Below are 18,509 nucleotides of genomic sequence, written 5' to 3' on the forward strand. Positions count from 1 at the left end.
TCTTTATTAATTTGCCTGACCAATTTCCAGGGTGTCAAACTTCCCCTCATTATTTAAATTAAACTTAAAAAAGGTTTTAAAATCACCCCAGCTTTCTGTGTGAAACTGTCCGTAAATAGCTTTACCATCATTTTCAATCTTATCGATGGATGTAAATTTTTCATGACCACAGGCATCTTTCACAAATTTCTTAAAATCTCTTGGGTTTCCATCATCATATAATTTTGAATCTGTAGTGAAGAAAGAAGTAAAAGCCTCTGCATCACCACTCTGCCATGCTTCAAAAGCTTTCTTTACCGTTTCATTTAGTTTTGTTGTATCCATATTACTTTTTACGTTTTGTTGGGTTTGAATTAATTTTTTATCATCATTTTTCTGAGCACACGCTGAACACATTGAAAATATGATCAGCAGATAAGGGATCTTTTTCATGAAAATTTAAATGGATAATTTAAGTAAATAATAACAAGATTCAAAGCAATGAAGGGAAGTTCTATTAATGCGCCCTTGATATCTCCATGAAATAATTCTAGACACATGATTAATAATATTGTTCCGGCCATCAAAAAATTCCCCCAAACAAAGGTCTGTGGAATTAGTATCATTACTGCACTCATTAGGGTAATTGCCCCTAAAATCATAATTGCAGTATTATTCATTCCTAATTTTCCAAGCATTTGCAACATTTCCGGCTTTCCTGAAACCATTGCTAAACCTTGTTTAAAACCCATGTACACTGCAATAAGAATCAATGCAATGGTTAGTATTTTTAAAATCATTTTGTATGTGTTTTTTGTAAGTTAATAAAATCTATGGAAAGTTATCTGCCCTGTCAGAATTTCTTTCTTATTAAGCTCATTTTTTACTTTCCGGTACTCGGCTTTGATTTCATCGATTGTAAATTTCATCATTTGTTTAATTGTGTTGTTTAAAATAAGAATTCCAGATTAATTGAATTTTCAAAACTGAACCCTCTTTTTCAAATTTAAAAAAAAACGGAATGCAAATGTATAATAAAATGAAAACCGGCGGGATATCCCGCCGGTTATTTTTAACTATATTTCGTATCTAAAATATGAATATTAAGGATGAGCCTGTGCCTTTGCAGGATCATCATAGTTCACCATCCAGTTGATCCCGAATTTATCTGTAAACATTCCAAAATAGGCTCCCCAGAAAGTATCTGCCAGCGCCATTGTTACCTGCCCACCATCAGAAAGTCCGTTGAACAATTTTGTTGCTTCCTCTTTTGATTCCGTATTAATAGAAATTGAAATATTATTTCCAGGGATCAATTGAGAAGCCCAGTCTTTACCTGTATCACTTCCCATTAATATTGTTTCTTTAGAAATCGGAAGAGAAACGTGCATAATTTTATCTCTGTCTTCCTCAGGAGTTTCCTTTCCTTCCATTGGAGGCATTTCCCCAAAAGTTCCGATATAAGGATATTCTCCACCAAAAACAGATTTGTAAAAATCAAATGCTTCCCTACAGTTTCCATTGAATGTTAAATAAACGTTTACTGTTGCCATAAATATTTTTTAAAGTTTAGTTAGTTTAATTGTTTACGTTTAAGGTTTTTCTGAAATTTCTTTTAACATCGAAAGCCCTTTCTCATAATCTTTTCCTATGGAACCATCTACATTCATAAATAATTTCATGATGGTAAAAGGAAATGGAATCTGAGAAGTGAATCCCCAGGTTACTTTGCTACCCTTTCCCTCAGCAATTACTTTAACATAAGTATCGGCTTCACTTTCATAAGGCGTCATAAACTTAATTGAAGTATCTATTCTTTTATTAGCAACATCTATTTTTTTTATTTCCTGACAACCTTCACCTGCTTTTTTGTTTTTGCTGCTCCAACACATTTTTTCACCAGGTTTCCCCATTATTCCCGTCCAGTCTTTTTTCATTCCCTGATCCAGTCTGTTCCATGGACTCCATTGATCCATTGCTTTCAGAGTATTGGTATTCTGCCATACTTTTTCAACCGGTGCATTTATGGTAATTGATTTTTCATATTTAAAATCACCTGAAATTAAAGCTGCCGCAATCAACCACAAAATAAGTATTGCAGCCAATACAAGCATGATCCATTTTAAAATTTTCATATCCTTTTCTATCTATGCTGATCAATTAAAATCATATTACCATCCGGGTCTTTAAGAAAGATATGTTCCGGACCTGAAGTTGTTTCATCAGCATCTTTATCCAATTGAATATTGTTTGCTTTCAAATGCTTCTGAATATCCCGTACATCATCAAAAGACTCAAGATTCTGGGCATTCTCATCCCATCCGGGATTGAAAGTAAGCATATTTCCATCAAACATGGCCTGAAATAGCCCAATCAAAGTACTTCCGTTTTTCATGATCAGGTAATTCTGTTCCATATTTCCACCCATAGAGCTGAAACCTAATTTTTCATAAAAATCTTTAGACTTCTGAAGGTCTTTTACACTTAAGCTAATTGAAAATACGCCTAATTTCATATTCTATTTATTTAAAAAATAATTTAATGCTAAACAAAGAAAGCCTCAATACATACTATTGATTTGTCAAACTGGTTTTGAAGTCTAAGGTTCCATCATAACTTTTCCAGTCACCTATAAACTCAATATATTGTCCTTCGATCTTCTCATTGGTTTTATTCCACTTAAAAGTATAGATAAATTTACCTTTAAAAAGACCGGAATGCTTTCCTTTGTTTTCTTCTGCTAATTCATATTCACCGTACACACTTCCTTTCTTCTTGGTATCTTTATATTTAGTGATTTTCAGTTTACCTTCATATTTTGTGTAGGTCTTATCCACGAGAGAATACCCGGAAACAAAATATTCCTGATCATTTTTTTTATCCTGTTCAGAAATATTGATCTTAAGTTTCATAACTTGTTTATCATTTCCAATGGTTCCTGTATAGGCTTTGCTGTTATTAAGCCAAACATTAGAAATATTAGGCATCTGAGCAAAGACAAAATTGGAAATGAGAATAAGGAGTAATAAAAGTTTTTTCATTTTGTTTGTGGTTTATGTAAATATTACCTTGGCAATATCAATGATAAGGTTGAACTTAAACTAGTTTGGGAAATAGTTTTATTAGTTCTTCTGTTTAGAGTTACACTCCAAATTGAGATAAATGGTGGTTTAAGTGTTTTGCAAACATATTACTCCACTCGTGGGATTTTAGTTTACCAAAAGAGAAAGACTCCTTTCCATCGAAAGCTTCTGCTCCCAATTGTTGTGTCTTTTGAATAAATCCTATTAATCTCTTTTTTTCTTCTTCAAAATCTCTTCTTCCTACAACCATAAATTGTGGTGCTGTAGGGGAATCTCTGGGATAGGCTTTTTCGCTAACCACTTTAGGTTTTACAAAATTTTTCAATATGAATTTTGCGATAGTTCCCGGCTTTTTATGCTTTTCAGGTTCATACACCATTTCATAAGAAACGCAACAGTGAGCCAACATCTGATCCACCATCATTTTCCCCCAAATACCGTGGGTATCTTCAATAAGATTATTTATTCTATTGATATAATTCTGAGCAACTTGTGCTTCAAATACGTTTTCCATTATCTCTTTAATTGTTCTAAAAACAAAGATATTAGTTTTTTCTGATGAATTTATATCCTTTTTTAAAAACCGTAAAAACACGGGAGAGATTTGAGGCAGGAGCTTCGGGATGCGGGCTTTGTTTGTTCGAAATTATCCTATTTCATCGAAAGGATCTTCTTCCTTCGGATTCTCAGGTTTTACATATCTGAATATCAGCCATAGTTTGATCTTAAGAGCAATCCACCCGATAAAAGCATAAATAACTAAAAGAATACCTAAATGTCTCAGATATGGAAAAGTAAGTTCTACTGAACCTTTTTGTATCAATAAAATTTTGAAAGCCTGTAAAAAAGGCGTTAAAGGAATAATATTCGCAATGAATTGTACGAATGCAGGCATCGCATTCAACGGCCAGGTAAACCCACTGATAATAAACGCAGGAGAAGCAATAACCATTAAAATCTGAGTTGCTTTCAGGGCATCCGGAATTAAAATACTGATAAAAACACCCAGAAAAGATGCTGATCCAACAAAAACAGCTGTAAGCACAATGAAGTTAAAAATTCCCTGTGGCATGGGGACTTTGAAGATCATGTGCATGAAATAGTACATTCCCACGATAAGAATGGAAAAGATCCAGACAGGAATTACTTTGATCAGCATGGTTGGGAATGCCCATTTTCTCATTCCATAATATTCTTTAACAAAAGAACCACCCTGAAATTCTGCAGCAAAACTTACAGCCATTGCCAATAGAATTACCTGTTGCAGAACTACAGCCAACATAGCCGGCCACATGAAAATAAGGTAGTTACTGGTTGTATTAAAGAGCGTAATATAATTTGTTTTAAAAGGCTCAAATTGGGTAGCAGCACGTGTTGCAGGCATTCCCGCTTTTTGAAGTGCTTTCATAGAAGCTCCTGCTGAGAAAGTTCCGATGGTAAGCTGAAGTGCTTTTGTAGCAAAATTAGCCGTCAGCACGTTTCCCGTATTGATATAGACATTTACTTCAGGATACTTCTTCTGAAGCATTCCGGCTTCGAATTTTGATGGAATGATCACTACTGCTGCAGCTTCATATCTGATCACCTCATCTTTTATACTTAGCGGTTCCTGAATATATTTAAGTACTCTGATGCCTTTATTATCCTGCAGCATTTCCACCAGCTGATTGGATAAAGGGGTATTATCCCTGTCAATCACAATCACTGGTGTATGTTCTACCTTTCCGCTTTTATACACGAACCCTAACAACGTGGCATAGAATAGTGGAGCCAGAAAGAATACGGTTCTCAGGGTTGAGTTTTTAATAAACATTTTAAACTCACGCTTTAAAAGACGGAAAAATTCTTTCATCAGTTTGTTTCTATTTCAGGATAACATTAGCATTAACCAGGATATTTTTAGCTTTATTCATATCCTTTGGCTTTACTTTAATTTCATAAATCGCATCCTGCAGTTGATAGTCCGGATAGGCAGTGGTAATATCCGCATACCTCGTCAGCTGTTTGATATACAAAATTGTTCCTTCTACATTTTCTTTATTGTAAACGACCTGCATTCCTACAGTCTGTCCTTTTTTGTATTTTGATATTTCACTTTCAGGAATAGTAAACCTGAAATAAGTACTCTCCGGAATATAGCCGTTAAACAATGCAAAACCTGCTGTAGCTAGCTCTCCGGCATTCAGACTGATGGTTTCTATTTCCATATCATTTGTGGCAATAACATACCGTTCAGAATATGCTACATTAGCTTCCTGTAAAGCTCCTTTTGCCTGTGAAGCCTGTCCTGCTGCCATATCTACTTTTTCGAAACGCGTTCCTCTTTTTACATCATCCAATTCAGCGACTACAGCATCATATTGTGCCTTTGCTCCCTGAACTTTAGCATAGACCTCATCATACGCTTGTGGTGACATTAAGCTGTCCCTGTACATATTGGAAGCCCTTTTGAAGGATTTTTGAGCAAAATCATATTGCTCTTTTAATCCTTTATATTTTGCTTCCAACTGTCTCAACTGATCAGCCGTAGCTCCGTTTTTAGCCATTTGCTCCTGTGCTGTAGCTGCATTTACAGCACCTTGTGCCTGGGCAATTTTTGCTGAAACTTCCGGAACATCTAATAAAGCAAGGGTATCACCTTTTTTTACCGTCTGACCTTCCGTTACATATATTTTTAGAATTCTTCCGGTTACCTTTGGAGCAAATGAGACGACATCCTTTTTGGTCTTCCCTTCAGAATCATTAAGATTTTCTTTTTTTTGAGTACAACTTCCCAATAAAACCAGAAAACTAAATAGTATAGAGATATTTTTTTGCATCATTTTAATTTTAGAGGGTTAATAAAGCTTGGTAATATCCAATTCCTGGGTAGAACGCATCAATTCTATTCCTGCCCTTCGCTGGTTAAAAATAGCATTCTGATATTCCAGTTCTACCACTTCAAGATCACTTTCAGCTTCTATCAGCTGTGATGATTTGCTCATTCCATATCTGAATTCTTTTTCAGCCTGTACCAAAGCGTTTTTTGCTAATTCTTTTTCTTTGCTTTTCAATGCGATCTGTGCCGTTGCAATATCATAATTGGTTTGATTATTTGCTAAATTCAAGGTCAGCTTCTTTAAAGCATCTTCTTTCTGATTTTGTAAAACTTCTTTTCCAATTTTGGCTGTTTCCTCAGCATGCTTCCCTTCTCTACCGTCAAATATCTCCCATTTAAACCCTACCCCTGCGGTAAACAATGGCAATATATTGATATTGGTAGGTCTCCAGTCCAATTTTGCGCCTTCATAACCAATAGCAGGAATTGCGGGAATTACATTTTCAGAAGTTTTAATCCGGCTTCCATATAAGCCGATATAATAAGCTGATGCCATCAACTGAACCTTTGGAATCATCCATGTTCTTTCTGCTTTGATCTTGTAGTCAGCAGCTACAATTCCATGCTCCAGGGCACGGATCTCTGCTCTCTGCTCAATTCCTTTTTCATGGGTAAGCATATCAACCGGTGATAAAACAGGATCGATCAAACGAAGACGCTCTTTATTGATTCCCGTTAATATATAAAGTTGGGTCAGCAACAACTCTTTTTTCCCTTCATACTCTACGATCTTAGCATCTAATGTTGCCTGAGCAAGCTCTATCTTCTTATGATCATAAGGGGTAATTAAGCCATATCCTAATGCTTTATCTGCTGTTTTCCGATTGATATCAAGTCTCTTTTTACTTTCATCCAAAACATTTTTAGACTGATGAATTAAAGCCAGCTGATCATATGCCTTAGAAATACTTGCCACCACCTCATCTCTCGTTTTCTCAAGAAGAATATTTTCTGATACTTTCTTTTCTTCAATTGCCTTTTTAAGATATTTTACTTTACCTCCTGAATAAACAAGCATTTTAGCATCAGCTTTTGCGATACCTGAGAAACCTGAAATATTCAGATTGTTATTATACCTTCCTTCCGGAATCTGTATAAATGGCTGAAGATTAATTTCTGGAGATGTTAGACGTGCCGTTGCATTCACGTAACCTACCTGTCCGCTTAATTCCAAAGTCGGAAGAAAGATATCTTTCAATTTATGCTCATCAAGATCGGTAAGTTTGTTTTGGGTAACCTGCATCTTAAGATCGGAATCCCGAACCATTGCACTGTCTAAAAGTTCTTTAAAGTCCGGCGCAGACTGTGCCCAACCAAAAGCTGGAAGTATAAAAAAACCAAGGGTAAAAATCAATAAATTGTTTTTCATGGTTCATGTTTACAACAAATATAATGCAAAAAAGCTTCGATTTTACAAATAACAATCCCGATTTAGTGAATTTAAAGAATGTTCAATACAAATGGTCGGTTATCAGCATTTCACAGAGAATCGTTTAAATATGGTTTAGTTGTAAAATAATTTTCGCCGCAAAAGGATTAGTCCGGTTTGATCACATTTTTAAACATATTCAAACAAAAAAACTCCTCTACAATGTGAGGAGTTTTTATAATAATATAGAATGAATTACTTCTGAACCGCTTTCTTCATTGCAGCATCCGGGCGTAAAACTCTGTAACGTACTTCGAGATCTTTAGGCACATAGAATACCAAAGGTAATTTACTGTTATATCTTACAATTTCTGGTTGGATATAAATAAACTTCTTAGTCGCTTTTTTATTCATACAACCCATTAAAGTTCCTGCTGCCTCACCATTGGATTCTACTTCATAATAATTGTAACCCCATCCCTGCAGATCCTGAGATTTCACACTGCCCATTAAGAAATAGTTATTACAATCCAACATCTTTTCAGTCCCCACAAAATATTCAACCTTTAAATCCTGCTCATTTTTTGCAACAGGAAGCTGAATATAAACCTGCTTATATCCGTCTTTTGCTTTAGGGAACATTTCGATCTCTAATTTTTCAAATTTTTCTGCTTTCTTCTGTGCGAAAGTATTTACTCCTACCATCATTACCAATCCAGTAATTACTACTTTTGAAAATTTCATTTGTTTTCTTTTTTATTTTACTATTCCCTATTAGCCAAAAATCATTCCAAAATCTGAATATTGCTACCTTTTGTATGGGCATTCATCTGTGGAGCATAATAATTCTGCATGGTTGTAATTCCATTGGAGAATTTCCCTGAGGCATTGGCTACAAAATCATATTCAAATACATATTTTCCTTTTGGCATATATTGAATATAGAAATTAGTAGAAGCATCCTTGGTAGCCTGATAATAACCCAAACTATTTTTCCATTGGTATCCTGACAATACATCTACAGGTTCAAATCCTGCAGCACGCATATCTTTAATATGAATAAATTCCATGGCACGGTCTGTATTCAGAATCATTCTTACTGTTACTTTATCTCCCACTTTTAATGGAGTTTCTGCAGAGATTTTCTGCAATTCTTCACCATTTACCGTTTTTACTTTTTTATAAAGCTCTTTGGTAATGGAGATATAGTTTTCTGATGATTTTATTTTATCTAAATCTTCGTAATACTGCCAGAACAATCCTCCCTGAACAATTCCAGGGCCAGGTTTTGTGATGGTAACTGTACCTAAGTTCTTATCTACAATATCTGTTTTCACCGTTGATTTTACATATCCCGTTGCCTGTGTTTGTGGTGCAAGTTCTTTTCCACCCCAAACGATTGTTGCTTTATCACTTTCCGCACCAGTCCATGATTTTCCAGAATTAAGAATGGTAAAAATCACCTCTGAAGTTCCTCTGGAACTACCCCATGAATTGACTTCTTTCTGAGTCACCAACCAGATCTTCATGTCTTCAATGAATTTCTGATCGTTCGGTTTCAATTTATTAAAGGCTTCTAAGGCTCCGGCTTGATTCACTACTTTTGAACTGAACCAACCCCAATCATTAAGGTTTTGTTTCCAATATACTCCCTGTGTTTTAGTATCTGTAGAAGTTTCTTTCAAATACGTCATCAACTTATCTGAAGTATCTTTCATTCCGTAATCGCTTAACAGCAAGGCAGCACGGTGAAGTCCAAAGAATGTGAAGTCTGTAATTTTTGCTGTTTTAGCTTTTTGTTTTACCAATGTTTTTAATGTTGCTCCTTTTCCTTTTAAAGGATATTGTTTTTCCCAATAATTTCTGGTATCCAAATAATCAATAGTCCAGTTATTCCACACATTTTCTTTCGTATCAGCATATTTATTGATTTCATTATCTACATACTGTACCAATTGAGCAACCATTTCATTTTGTGTTGAGCTTTGGTAATCTTTTACATTATCTTTTAACCAAACATTGATCTTTCCTAAGTTTTTAAGGATATACAATGAAACGCCATAAGAACTTGGATAACCTGAATACCATGAGAAACCTCCATCTGGATTTTGCAGTTTCTTGAAATCATCCCAATCCTGGTTGATTGAATTTTTCATCGTATTGGCATCAAACAACAATGCCAGTTTCTGCATTTGCTCCTGCTCATTTTTACTTTCCAATACCCAAGGAGTTTCTTCTAATAACAATTGCTTTAATTCCTGATTTTTTTCAAGATTAGAATTTAACAATCCTTTGCTTTGGTACTCTTCAAAGATTGTTTTCATTTTTGGATTCGCTTTGAAGATCTCAGAAGCCAATACATCGGCAAACCATTTGTTGAAGACCACATCAGCAGAACTGTTCTGATCATTCTTCAAACTTGGAAGGGCAAACATTATTTCCCAGATAGGATTCGTCGTCAATTCCAGCGTATTTGAAACATTGGAAATACTCGTTGATGTAGCATCTTTAAGGTTATCCAGGACAAAAGTCTTCGTTTCGCCCTCTTTTACAAAAACAGGAACTGCATCGGTAACCAGCATTCTATTTGGTAAAATAGCAATCGCCTGCTGCTCTCCATCAGAATAAGCACCTGCTTTTGCCACCACTTTTAAAATAATGGATGATACATTATCAGGAACTTTCACCTTCCAGGTTACGACTGAATTTCCACTCTCATTTAAGTCAAAATTCTGAGTACTGGACGTAAGTCCGAATTTTGAAGATATATCTTCGTTGGTAAAAGCATCCAATACTTGTAAAATTGCTGAACCGCTTAATTTCTTGGCTGTTAAATTAGATAACTTCGATTGCAGATTCAGCTCATCCCCTTCTCTTAAAAATCTCGGATAGTTAGGTGTTACTGAGAATTCTTTCTGTGTAACCACTTCTTTCTCTAAGGTTGCAGCTCTGGCATCTTTTGTATGCGCCAGGAACATCAGCTTCCATTTTGTTAAAGCTTCCGGAGAGGTAAATTCAAAGTTTACATTTCCTTCTGCATCCGTTTTCAGGTCAGGATAGAAAAATGCTGTTTCATTAAGGTTTTGACGAACCGGAACTTTTTCTAAAGATTCTTTACTTCCCTTACTTGCATCTACGTCTGTATACTCCTTTTTTTCTTGTTCAGTTAATTGTCTTCCAGAGTTTACAATATCTATTGCAGCATCTGACATTACTTCCTGTTTTGCTGCTGCTACAGGCGCAGGCATTGCTTTATAAGATACGTTACCACGAATTCTTACCCCACTCGCTTTTCCTTCTAACTCCTGAAGGCCTCCTCCATAATAAAGTGAATTATCAAACCAATCAAAAGCCGGTGCTTCAACATACTTTCCATTGAAATATTTCAGCCTCTTCTGATAGTACTTTTGCAAAAGATTCTCTCTGATATCATATGAAGTTATAATGGAATAAGAATTATACAAATTCTCCCAGTTAAAGCTATTCACCGCAAACTGATCCAGAGACATATCATACATATTCGCCAATACCTCAGCATTGATCTTCTCTTTTTCATTTCCTGAAACTTTCACAGTCCATTTTTCTTTAGAATTAGGCTCCAGTTTATCTCTGAAGGTTACCGTTTCAATTTTCAATGGCTGTTCAGAATCTTTTATTTTTAAATTAACAGATTCAGTCTGTACATCATTAAATGCCACGATCTGAAACTGAATATTTAAGGTAGATATATTTTTATCTTTAGGAACATCTACTGAATATTCTAAAATTCCGTTTTTTAATTGATAGGCTTCTGAAACAGTTTTTCCGGAACCATTCTGTACAAAAACATTTACCAAAGCACCAGGAATTGCTGAATACACATAGATCTTAGCTTTTTCACCTCTTGCTACTTCAGCTTTAGGCTCCAGAACCTTCAGGAATGTTTTCTGATTGGGTTTTAAAGAACCTTTATCCCAAACACTGAAATTCTGTACAGATTTTATCGTGTCCTTTCCTTCCATATTATACAGTTCCAATTGATAATCTCCCGTTTCCAGTTTTCCTAAATCAAGATTGGATATTAATTGCGTATTATCAGCAGAAGGTTCCTGAATTTTATTGAAAATAACTTTTCCAACTTTCCAGTTCTTTACTTCATCATTCTTATCATATAGATCATGTGGGAATTTTTTGATGAATTCATCTTTACTGAATTTAGGTAAGTTCTGAACTTCCTTTTCGAAATTACTTCTGAAAATCCTGTCAGGTGTTTCTAATTTGGATAATTTAACCTGATATGATTTTTTAAGGTTCTGTTCGTTGTAATTTTTTGTTTCTACTTTTACTTTTACATTCTCATCAGCAAAAGTATTCTTGATCTCTTCTGCTTTAATATAATGAGAAACTGAAGCTACTTTTAATTGTGTATTGGCTGTCTGTGTCTCTCCATTAATATCCGTTGCAGAAGCATTGATCTCGTAGTTATCGATCTGTATACCTTCCAGCTTTTCATCTTTTTTAAGATCTAAACGAATAACAAATTCTCCTTTTTCATTGGTTTTTGCCTCGCCCAGAATAGAGTTTTCATTATCATCACCTTGTGGATACCACCAAAAATATCTCCAACGGATATTATGTTTTTTGATTTCGTAACTTACCGTTGTGTTACTTAGCGCAACACCTGAAAACATCGCTGCTTTTCCTTTTAGCTCTATGGTCTGACCATATTTATATTCTTCTTTTACAGGATCAAAAGTAACTTCGAATTTTGGTCTCTTATACTCCTCCACTCGGATATCTTTATATCCCTGGGTATCACCATCAGTAATCAGATAGAATGCACCATTCAGTTTTCCTTTTGGTAAAATAAAACTTCCATGATAAGATCCAAATTCATTGGTCGTGAAATTCTGTACGGAAACTTCCTGGCCATTGGTATCCTGCAATGTTATTTTTTGTTTTAATCCAGATGCTATTGCCTCTATTTCTTTATCAATTCTGGTATTGATTACCTTAAAATATACCGTTTGTCCCGGTCTGTAAATCGCTCTGTCAGTAAAGATCTGAGCCTTAGTACGGTTTTGTTTATTAGGATTATAGTCATCAGAGTAGCCGTCATTACCATACACCTGCATGATCTGATAATCTTTCGTCTTTGGCTGCTGAATTAAAAATGTTCTGTAATAGTCTTTATCCGTTGTTGAAGGAAATTTAAAAACACCTTTATCACTGGTTTTTCCTTCTATTTTATTTAAAGTTTTATTGGCTACAAACTCATAAAAAGTAAGATTTTCATTAGTAACCGGTTTGCCATTTTCACTGTTTACCAGTTTTAGTTCGTTTGAAAGTTGGTTTCTATCTGTTTTATTTTGATAGATCACTTTATTATTAGAAACTAAGAAGTAAAAATTCTGATTGACATCAAGATCTTTAGAATCGGAGCCTGCAACAGAATATTCTGCAACATAAACACCGGAAGGAAGTGGCTGGATTTCTAAAGAAGTTTTATGAAGCTGATAATCCTTGGGATCAGAAAGCTGATAGGTTTCTTTTCTTACAAGATTTTTTTTCAATTCTCCAAATGTATTTCCATAGGAGCTATTAATGTATTTCATTAATGAAGTGAAATTATCTTTTACCTCATAGATATTCAATGAAAACTCAGAAACATTTTTATATTCCGCGACTAAATGAATCGGAAGATTAGCCTGAGTCTGTTGTTCATATTTAATATTAAGATTCGGATTGGTAATCTGATTTTCTTTGTTTTTTATATTTTCCAGAAATAAAGATTTGGGATATTGGCTTTTGGCCTGATCAGCAATAGCTAATGCTTCTTTTGATTGTTTTTTCGCAAGATATTCATTCATAATATCCTCCATAATCAAAACTTTATAATCTCCTTCCGGACCTGATTTTAAAAGATTCTGAAGTTGGGTTAATTTATCTTTACATTGATTTGAATTACAGTTTTCAGAAAGTTTCTGATGCATAAAATAAAGCTTTGCATTTCCTGTATTCTGCGCAATTAATTCATCATAAATAGTATTAATCTGAACTCTGTTTTCACTAATTTCATTTTTTGTGAAAAGGCCATTATCAGATAAGAAAGTGATTTTTCTTAAAGAATACCAATCCCATAAAGTCGGAAAATAGAGGATATCATTAGTATTGGAAAAAGCAGCCTTATATTTCTCCAGTGTTATCTTCTTCATTTCCTGCTTCTGCTGGTCGAGATCTTTGAAGTTTTTACTGAGATAATTTTTAAAGTCAAGCTTGCTCCATGTCTCTATTTGGGAAACATCTTGTGAATTCACATTCGTTCTGCCATTGATCTCCCAGGAATGCTGGCTATAATAATCTAAAAAGAAACCACTCAGAAGTACATCATAGACCATTTTCTCATTGCCTTTCAGTTGCTTTTGAGTTTCCTGTAGTTTACTAAAGAATTTTGAAGCAGAATTATTCTGATCATCGTCTGTTGTCTGATTTACAATACTGAACTCTGCTTTGAGGGAACGGATCAACTGCAGCGTATTATTTTCTTTCATAGCTTGTTTTTGTATGTCTAAAACAATGGGAAGATTTGATTTATAAGCTCCTTTCTGGCTGTTGTCGGCAATTTTTTTCCACTGATCATCGTAGTATTTCTGTGCAAAAACAGCTGAACAATTCAGCATTAAAAGCAAAAGCATAAAAACCTTGGAAAATCTTTTCATAAATGTTATTTTTGATAAATGAATTTCTTAAAAGTACTGAAAAAATATGGCATAGACAGTCAAATTTATGTCTCCTTAATGGGAACTCTTTTCGCAGTATTTTTCATGAGAGAGCAAAACACATTCCGTTTCCCTTCCTTTTTTTTAATTTTCATCACCTATTTCAGTGGTTATCTTTATACGAAGTATCAATACACTAAATATTTCTTTAAAATATTAATATTAAATGGTATAGCAGGAGTAATTTGTGCCTTTCTGATCATTCATAATCATAACGAAATAAGATTACTTAAATGGTTTATTATTGTTGTTTTAGGATTATTATATAACAGCTTTTTTCTGGAGGTTTATATTAGAAAAATTCCTTTGTTAAAGGTTTTTTATGTAGGATTGGTATGGGCCCTTATTAACTGTTGGCTTACTTTACCAGAGTTCAGCCTATCCATTTTTCTAATCAGCTTCTTTTTTATCACAGCTTTAGTACTTCCTTTTGATATCAGAGATATGAAAAGTGATACAGTACAAACCTTTCCAAAATTAATTGGTATTCAGAATACAAAATACATCGCCTATCTACTGGTATTTATAAGTACCATCATTTCCAGTTTCTATCTGGGCTATCCTTATTCGTTTTCTTTTTTTTTAACAAGTATTGCCACCTATATTCTTATCTATTTTTCTGAAAACAAGAGAGATGACGCTTATTTTTCTTTTGGGGTGGAAACTTGCTCTGCACTTCCTTTTTTATTTTTAGGAATAATGAAGTATTTTTGACAAATGATTATTAAGAAACTTTCTCTGTACAATTTTAAAAACCATGCTGAGAAAAAATTTGAATTTTCGCCTCAGATCAACTGCTTTGTAGGGAATAATGGTGTAGGAAAAACCAATATTTTAGATGCATTGCATTACCTGTCTGTAGGAAAAAGTTTTTTAGGAAATACAGATCTTAATAACATCAAAAAGGAAGAAGACTTTTTTACGATCGACGCTGAGATTCAAAATGATGAAAGTGAAGATACTCTGAAAATATCTCAACCGAAGGAAGCTAAAAAGATCATTAAAAAGAATGATAAAAGCTATGACAGGATGTCTGATCACATTGGATATTTACCCAGTGTAATGATCTCTCCTTATGATTCCAACCTGATTTCCGATTCCGGGGAAAGCCGGAGAAAATTTTTGGATTCTATGATCTGTCAAACCGATTCCGGATACCTTTTTGATCTTATGCAATATCAAAAAATTGTTCAGCAAAGAAATGCTTTATTAAAATATTTTGCTAAAAACAGGGTTTTTGATAAAGACGCTTTAGAAATTTATGATGATCCGATCACTAAATTCGGGACTAAAATATTTGAAAAAAGACAGGAATTCGTTTCTCAGCTAAATCCCATCATACAGAACTTTTACCATATTATTTCCGGGGGAAAAGAAATGGTTTCCGTGATCTACGAATCTCATTTACTGGAAAACTCTTTTGAAAATTTATTAAAAGAAAGCCTGGAAAGAGACCGAATGTTAACTTACACTTCAAAAGGGATTCATAAAGATGACCTCCTTTTTGAAATGGATGCTGTTTTAATTAAAAAAATAGGATCTCAAGGTCAGCAAAAATCCTTTCTTATTTCATTGAAACTTGCTCAAATGAGCCTTGTAAAAGAATTAACAGGAAAGACTCCCATTCTTCTTTTAGATGATATTTTTGACAAACTGGATGACCACCGTGTTGCTCAACTTATTGAACTCGTGAATCAGGAGAATTTTGGACAAATTTTCATTACGGATACGCATAGGGAACGCACAGAAAGTGTGGTAAAAAAGATCAATGAAGAAAGTATAATTTTTGAGATATGATGCGGTGCTCGGTGTGGGATGTAGAATTAATTTTTCCTGTTACAAAAATGATTACATCCGCTTTTTAGTATTCAGCCATGCAAGTAATGATGAAACAATATATCATTTAGAAAAAATTACAGTACTATATCCCGAATTCGTGTTAGAATTTGAAACATTAAAGACAGAATATAATACATTAGGCGGAAAAATTAATAACTATAAAAAATAGGTAAAAGAAAACCGGAACGAAAGCAAACCATAGCATATTTTTAAACACAATAAACATTCCTCAAGAACCTCGAAACATATACCTTGGACCTTGAACCTGCATTTCGAACCTCGAACCCCACACCTAATAACAATGAGAAAGAAAAAACGAGAATATCAGTCATCAGAATTAGTAAAATCCTTCGCCAGAATACATGGCTTTGAGGACAAACTAATAGCATTTGAAATTAAAGATTTTCTTGAAGACTATCTTGACGAAAGTCTTTTCAATGAAATCAGAAGTGTTGGCATTCAGGATAAGTGCATCATTATAAAAATAGATTCTCCATTATTGAAAAATGATTTCAAAATGCGCAGAAGCTTCTATCTTAAAAAGTTTCAGGACAAATTCGGGGATGATAAATTTAATGATCTTCAGATTTTGTAGACATGGTATTACTCATCAGATCGTCTGCTTTTTTATCTAATCCCGAGCTCAGTGGAAAGAAAAACTTGAAAGGATGACTGAAAAAGTATTTGAATATTTCTTTATAAATTTCACTTACCTGTCCAAAGTTCAATTTTCTTGATCGGAATGCCAAAAACATGGACAAACCAAAACTTACCAAGAAGTTAAAGAATCCAATTAAGAATACGGTGAAAAAAGAGATCCAAAAGGTATAAGAATCTACAGAAAAATCTTTCCCATATAATCCAATAGCAAAATTTCCTGCTGCAAAAGTAATATGTCGAATATCCAGATCCAGCCCAAAGAACAATCCTACCGGAGCTGTAGCTCCAAGGAAAACCCCAAACCAAAAATTGGAAACAATTCCGGGCCAGTTTTTAGCATAATATTTAGAAAGACTTTTAGCAAATTTTGCTCCTAACAACTTTCTAATGGAAATGTTTTTTGCTATCCTTTCAGGGATCTGATAAAATACCGAGTTATTACCGATATTCCCCGAGATAATTCCAGAAATAAACAGGTAAAAACCAGCAATACTAGCATGTAAAATAGCTTTCGACTGAAAAGGGTCTAAATCTTTAAGTAATTTATCCGATCTTTCTGCCGCAAGGTTTTGAGAGAAAAATACATCCAATCCATAAATTATTGCCAAAGCAATTGGAAATGAAAGTGCTACATTTCCCACAAAAGCAATAAACTGACTTCTGAATAATTTGGATACCAGATGGGCAAATTCCGTATTATTCCTTTTACTGTTTCCTTCTTCCGACAATACCTTGGTCATAGTAGCAGCCGTCATTGCGGGCTGTTTAGTTGCCAGTGTAAAGCTCATCAGGTAAATCATGACAAAACCCATTGCATAATTCATAGAATACAGAAATGCGTGAGAAAAATCACTTCCGGGAATATATCCGTAAAGCATTTTCAAAACACAAAGCGCTCCTACAATAATCCCACCACCACTGGCTTTGTAGAACATTTTCATGTATTCTTTCTTAGTGGATGTAATATAATGGGATCCTGTTTCGGCTGTATGATTAGTGATAAGGTGAGAGATCAACCTTGTACTGTCATTAATAAGTTCTGAAATGTTATTCTTATGGGATTTATAACTGAGGATATTAAAAACCAGCTGTTTGGATTTAATAATAACATCATCATCATTATTGATAACCAGTAGTTTTACTATTTCATAGATCCTTTCCGTCTGTTGACGGATCTTCAAAAGAGACTGATTGATCTTTCCTGAAATCCCATATTTAGAAGAGTTTTTAAAAGCAATATTTACAAACTCCTGACACTGCTGCGTGTATATTTTAATCTGCTTATAGCGACTGTCTTTAGAATGTAACTGGAGATCCGGATTCGTTTCAAGCTCTGCAGCAAGTCCTTCCAGTTCATTTTGTAAGGCAAGAAAAGGATTGTCGAAATTTCTATATTCAGGAGCCATTCTTACAACTTCCACTTCCATAGCCATTCCTGTTACCCGCCATGAAAGAATGTTCATAGAAAAAACGAGTTCCTTTTTGACGTTATTGTTGGTTATAAAATCTGAAACCCCTAAAATCGTAAGAAATTCATTGACTTCATTTTCGGGTAAATTATGAAGATATTCCAGGTCTTTCTTTGGTCGCAGGCTTATATTATCTATCAGATACCAAACTGTTTTTTCCTTTTCTACAGGTGGCAGGACTTTGTTAAGAATCCTCTTTTTAAGCTCAGGAAAGAAAGCGTTTTCAGAAAGAATATTGGCTTCTGTAAGAGACAAATTAAAGGGTCTTCCTTCAAAAATATTATGAATATAATGCTTAAAGTTTTCAGTAAAATCAGGATTATTTCTAAAGAAATTTAGAACATCCGTAAAATCAGACCTTTTTATACTTTCTAAAAACTCCGCAAATGGCTCTAAGGAAAGGGTTTCGTTCTTAAAAGAAAAATATTTTTTAAGAACAGATTCAAAATTTGTGCTGGAATTGAAAAATTTCAT

At 34.2% G+C, this 18,509-nt stretch carries 17 protein-coding genes; 4 read left to right on the forward strand and 13 right to left on the reverse strand.

Going from position 1 to position 18,509, the window contains the following annotated elements; translation table 11 throughout:
- Positions 1-6: 6 nt before the first annotated feature.
- The 12 genes from AC3WRL_RS13390 to AC3WRL_RS13445 form a co-directional block, all read right to left on the reverse strand.
- Positions 7-432, reverse strand: a complete 426-nt coding sequence (locus AC3WRL_RS13390; protein WP_214831553.1) for a nuclear transport factor 2-like protein — start codon at positions 430-432, stop codon at positions 7-9.
- Entirely contained in the window at positions 429-779 is a 351-nt protein-coding gene (locus AC3WRL_RS13395; protein ID WP_214831554.1) for a DoxX family protein, read from the reverse strand. The genes AC3WRL_RS13390 and AC3WRL_RS13395 overlap by 4 nt, the downstream gene beginning before the upstream one ends.
- Positions 780-1,082: 303 nt before the next feature.
- Positions 1,083-1,532 carry a VOC family protein gene (locus AC3WRL_RS13400; RefSeq protein ID WP_492330485.1) on the reverse strand — a complete coding sequence of 150 codons (450 nt, stop codon included), beginning with the start codon at positions 1,530-1,532 and terminating at the stop codon, positions 1,083-1,085.
- Positions 1,533-1,571: 39 nt separating this feature from the next.
- A complete protein-coding gene (locus AC3WRL_RS13405; protein ID WP_492330486.1) occupies positions 1,572-2,114 on the reverse strand; it encodes an SRPBCC family protein in 543 nt (180 codons plus the stop codon).
- Positions 2,115-2,122: 8 nt separating this feature from the next.
- Complete coding sequence (locus AC3WRL_RS13410) at positions 2,123-2,494, reverse strand: VOC family protein (protein WP_214831557.1); 372 nt, start codon at positions 2,492-2,494, stop codon at positions 2,123-2,125.
- Between the two features lie 55 nt (positions 2,495-2,549).
- On the reverse strand, positions 2,550-3,020 hold the full coding sequence (locus AC3WRL_RS13415) for a hypothetical protein (protein ID WP_214831558.1): 471 nt from the start codon (positions 3,018-3,020) through the stop codon (positions 2,550-2,552).
- A 100-nt stretch (positions 3,021-3,120) separates the two neighbouring features.
- The gene (locus AC3WRL_RS13420; protein WP_214831559.1) at positions 3,121-3,576 is read right to left on the reverse strand and encodes a DUF1569 domain-containing protein; all 456 of its coding nucleotides are present in this window, start codon (positions 3,574-3,576) and stop codon (positions 3,121-3,123) included.
- A 132-nt stretch (positions 3,577-3,708) separates the two neighbouring features.
- Entirely contained in the window at positions 3,709-4,914 is a 1,206-nt protein-coding gene (locus AC3WRL_RS13425; RefSeq protein ID WP_214831560.1) for an ABC transporter permease, read from the reverse strand.
- A 10-nt stretch (positions 4,915-4,924) separates the two neighbouring features.
- Complete coding sequence (locus AC3WRL_RS13430; protein WP_214831561.1) at positions 4,925-5,881, reverse strand: HlyD family secretion protein; 957 nt, start codon at positions 5,879-5,881, stop codon at positions 4,925-4,927.
- Between the two features lie 18 nt (positions 5,882-5,899).
- Positions 5,900-7,309, reverse strand: coding sequence for a TolC family protein (locus AC3WRL_RS13435; RefSeq protein WP_214831562.1), 1,410 nt, complete (start codon positions 7,307-7,309; stop codon positions 5,900-5,902).
- A gap of 255 nt (positions 7,310-7,564) precedes the next feature.
- The gene (locus tag AC3WRL_RS13440; protein ID WP_492330487.1) at positions 7,565-8,053 is read right to left on the reverse strand and encodes an ecotin family protein; all 489 of its coding nucleotides are present in this window, start codon (positions 8,051-8,053) and stop codon (positions 7,565-7,567) included.
- A gap of 41 nt (positions 8,054-8,094) precedes the next feature.
- Positions 8,095-14,007 carry an alpha-2-macroglobulin family protein gene (locus AC3WRL_RS13445; RefSeq protein WP_492330488.1) on the reverse strand — a complete coding sequence of 1,971 codons (5,913 nt, stop codon included), beginning with the start codon at positions 14,005-14,007 and terminating at the stop codon, positions 8,095-8,097.
- Positions 14,008-14,025: 18 nt separating this feature from the next.
- On the opposite strand from AC3WRL_RS13445, the gene AC3WRL_RS13450 reads away from it, so the two are divergent.
- The 4 genes from AC3WRL_RS13450 (at position 14,026) to AC3WRL_RS13465 (ending at position 16,501) form a co-directional block, all read left to right on the forward strand.
- Positions 14,026-14,781 carry a UbiA prenyltransferase family protein gene (locus AC3WRL_RS13450; RefSeq protein WP_492330489.1) on the forward strand — a complete coding sequence of 252 codons (756 nt, stop codon included), beginning with the start codon at positions 14,026-14,028 and terminating at the stop codon, positions 14,779-14,781.
- A 3-nt stretch (positions 14,782-14,784) separates the two neighbouring features.
- A complete protein-coding gene (gene recF, locus AC3WRL_RS13455; RefSeq protein WP_214831566.1) occupies positions 14,785-15,864 on the forward strand; it encodes a DNA replication/repair protein RecF in 1,080 nt (359 codons plus the stop codon).
- A 13-nt stretch (positions 15,865-15,877) separates the two neighbouring features.
- Positions 15,878-16,075: a four helix bundle protein gene (locus AC3WRL_RS13460; RefSeq protein ID WP_492330692.1), complete on the forward strand. Its 198-nt coding sequence runs from the start codon at positions 15,878-15,880 to the stop codon at positions 16,073-16,075.
- A gap of 132 nt (positions 16,076-16,207) precedes the next feature.
- Positions 16,208-16,501, forward strand: coding sequence for a hypothetical protein (locus AC3WRL_RS13465; protein ID WP_214831567.1), 294 nt, complete (start codon positions 16,208-16,210; stop codon positions 16,499-16,501).
- Here the strand turns inward: AC3WRL_RS13465 and AC3WRL_RS13470 are convergent.
- Positions 16,479-18,509 (reverse strand): recombinase, encoded by a 2,031-nt coding sequence (locus AC3WRL_RS13470; protein ID WP_492330490.1) that lies wholly within the window; start codon positions 18,507-18,509, stop codon positions 16,479-16,481. The genes AC3WRL_RS13465 and AC3WRL_RS13470 overlap by 23 nt on opposite strands.

The sequence above is a fragment of the Chryseobacterium sp. FW101-FHT12H09 genome (assembly GCF_058790395.1).

Excerpts from the sequence above, each read along its gene's own strand:
- AC3WRL_RS13425 (WP_214831560.1), bottom strand. The coding sequence starts at position 4,914 with ATGAAAGAATTTTTCCGTCTTTTAAAGCGTGAGTTTAAAATGTTTATT.
- AC3WRL_RS13465 (WP_214831567.1), top strand. The coding sequence starts at position 16,208 with ATGAGAAAGAAAAAACGAGAATATCAGTCATCAGAATTAGTAAAATCC.
- AC3WRL_RS13390 (WP_214831553.1), bottom strand. The coding sequence starts at position 432 with ATGAAAAAGATCCCTTATCTGCTGATCATATTTTCAATGTGTTCAGCG.
- AC3WRL_RS13445 (WP_492330488.1), bottom strand. The coding sequence starts at position 14,007 with ATGAAAAGATTTTCCAAGGTTTTTATGCTTTTGCTTTTAATGCTGAAT.
- AC3WRL_RS13440 (WP_492330487.1), bottom strand. The coding sequence starts at position 8,053 with ATGAAATTTTCAAAAGTAGTAATTACTGGATTGGTAATGATGGTAGGA.
- AC3WRL_RS13470 (WP_492330490.1), bottom strand. The coding sequence starts at position 18,509 with ATGAAATTTTTCAATTCCAGCACAAATTTTGAATCTGTTCTTAAAAAA.
- AC3WRL_RS13450 (WP_492330489.1), top strand. The coding sequence starts at position 14,026 with ATGAATTTCTTAAAAGTACTGAAAAAATATGGCATAGACAGTCAAATT.
- AC3WRL_RS13405 (WP_492330486.1), bottom strand. The coding sequence starts at position 2,114 with ATGAAAATTTTAAAATGGATCATGCTTGTATTGGCTGCAATACTTATT.
- AC3WRL_RS13430 (WP_214831561.1), bottom strand. The coding sequence starts at position 5,881 with ATGCAAAAAAATATCTCTATACTATTTAGTTTTCTGGTTTTATTGGGA.
- AC3WRL_RS13410 (WP_214831557.1), bottom strand. The coding sequence starts at position 2,494 with ATGAAATTAGGCGTATTTTCAATTAGCTTAAGTGTAAAAGACCTTCAG.
- AC3WRL_RS13435 (WP_214831562.1), bottom strand. The coding sequence starts at position 7,309 with ATGAAAAACAATTTATTGATTTTTACCCTTGGTTTTTTTATACTTCCA.
- AC3WRL_RS13400 (WP_492330485.1), bottom strand. The coding sequence starts at position 1,532 with ATGGCAACAGTAAACGTTTATTTAACATTCAATGGAAACTGTAGGGAA.
- AC3WRL_RS13420 (WP_214831559.1), bottom strand. The coding sequence starts at position 3,576 with ATGGAAAACGTATTTGAAGCACAAGTTGCTCAGAATTATATCAATAGA.
- recF (WP_214831566.1), top strand. The coding sequence starts at position 14,785 with ATGATTATTAAGAAACTTTCTCTGTACAATTTTAAAAACCATGCTGAG.
- AC3WRL_RS13395 (WP_214831554.1), bottom strand. The coding sequence starts at position 779 with ATGATTTTAAAAATACTAACCATTGCATTGATTCTTATTGCAGTGTAC.
- AC3WRL_RS13415 (WP_214831558.1), bottom strand. The coding sequence starts at position 3,020 with ATGAAAAAACTTTTATTACTCCTTATTCTCATTTCCAATTTTGTCTTT.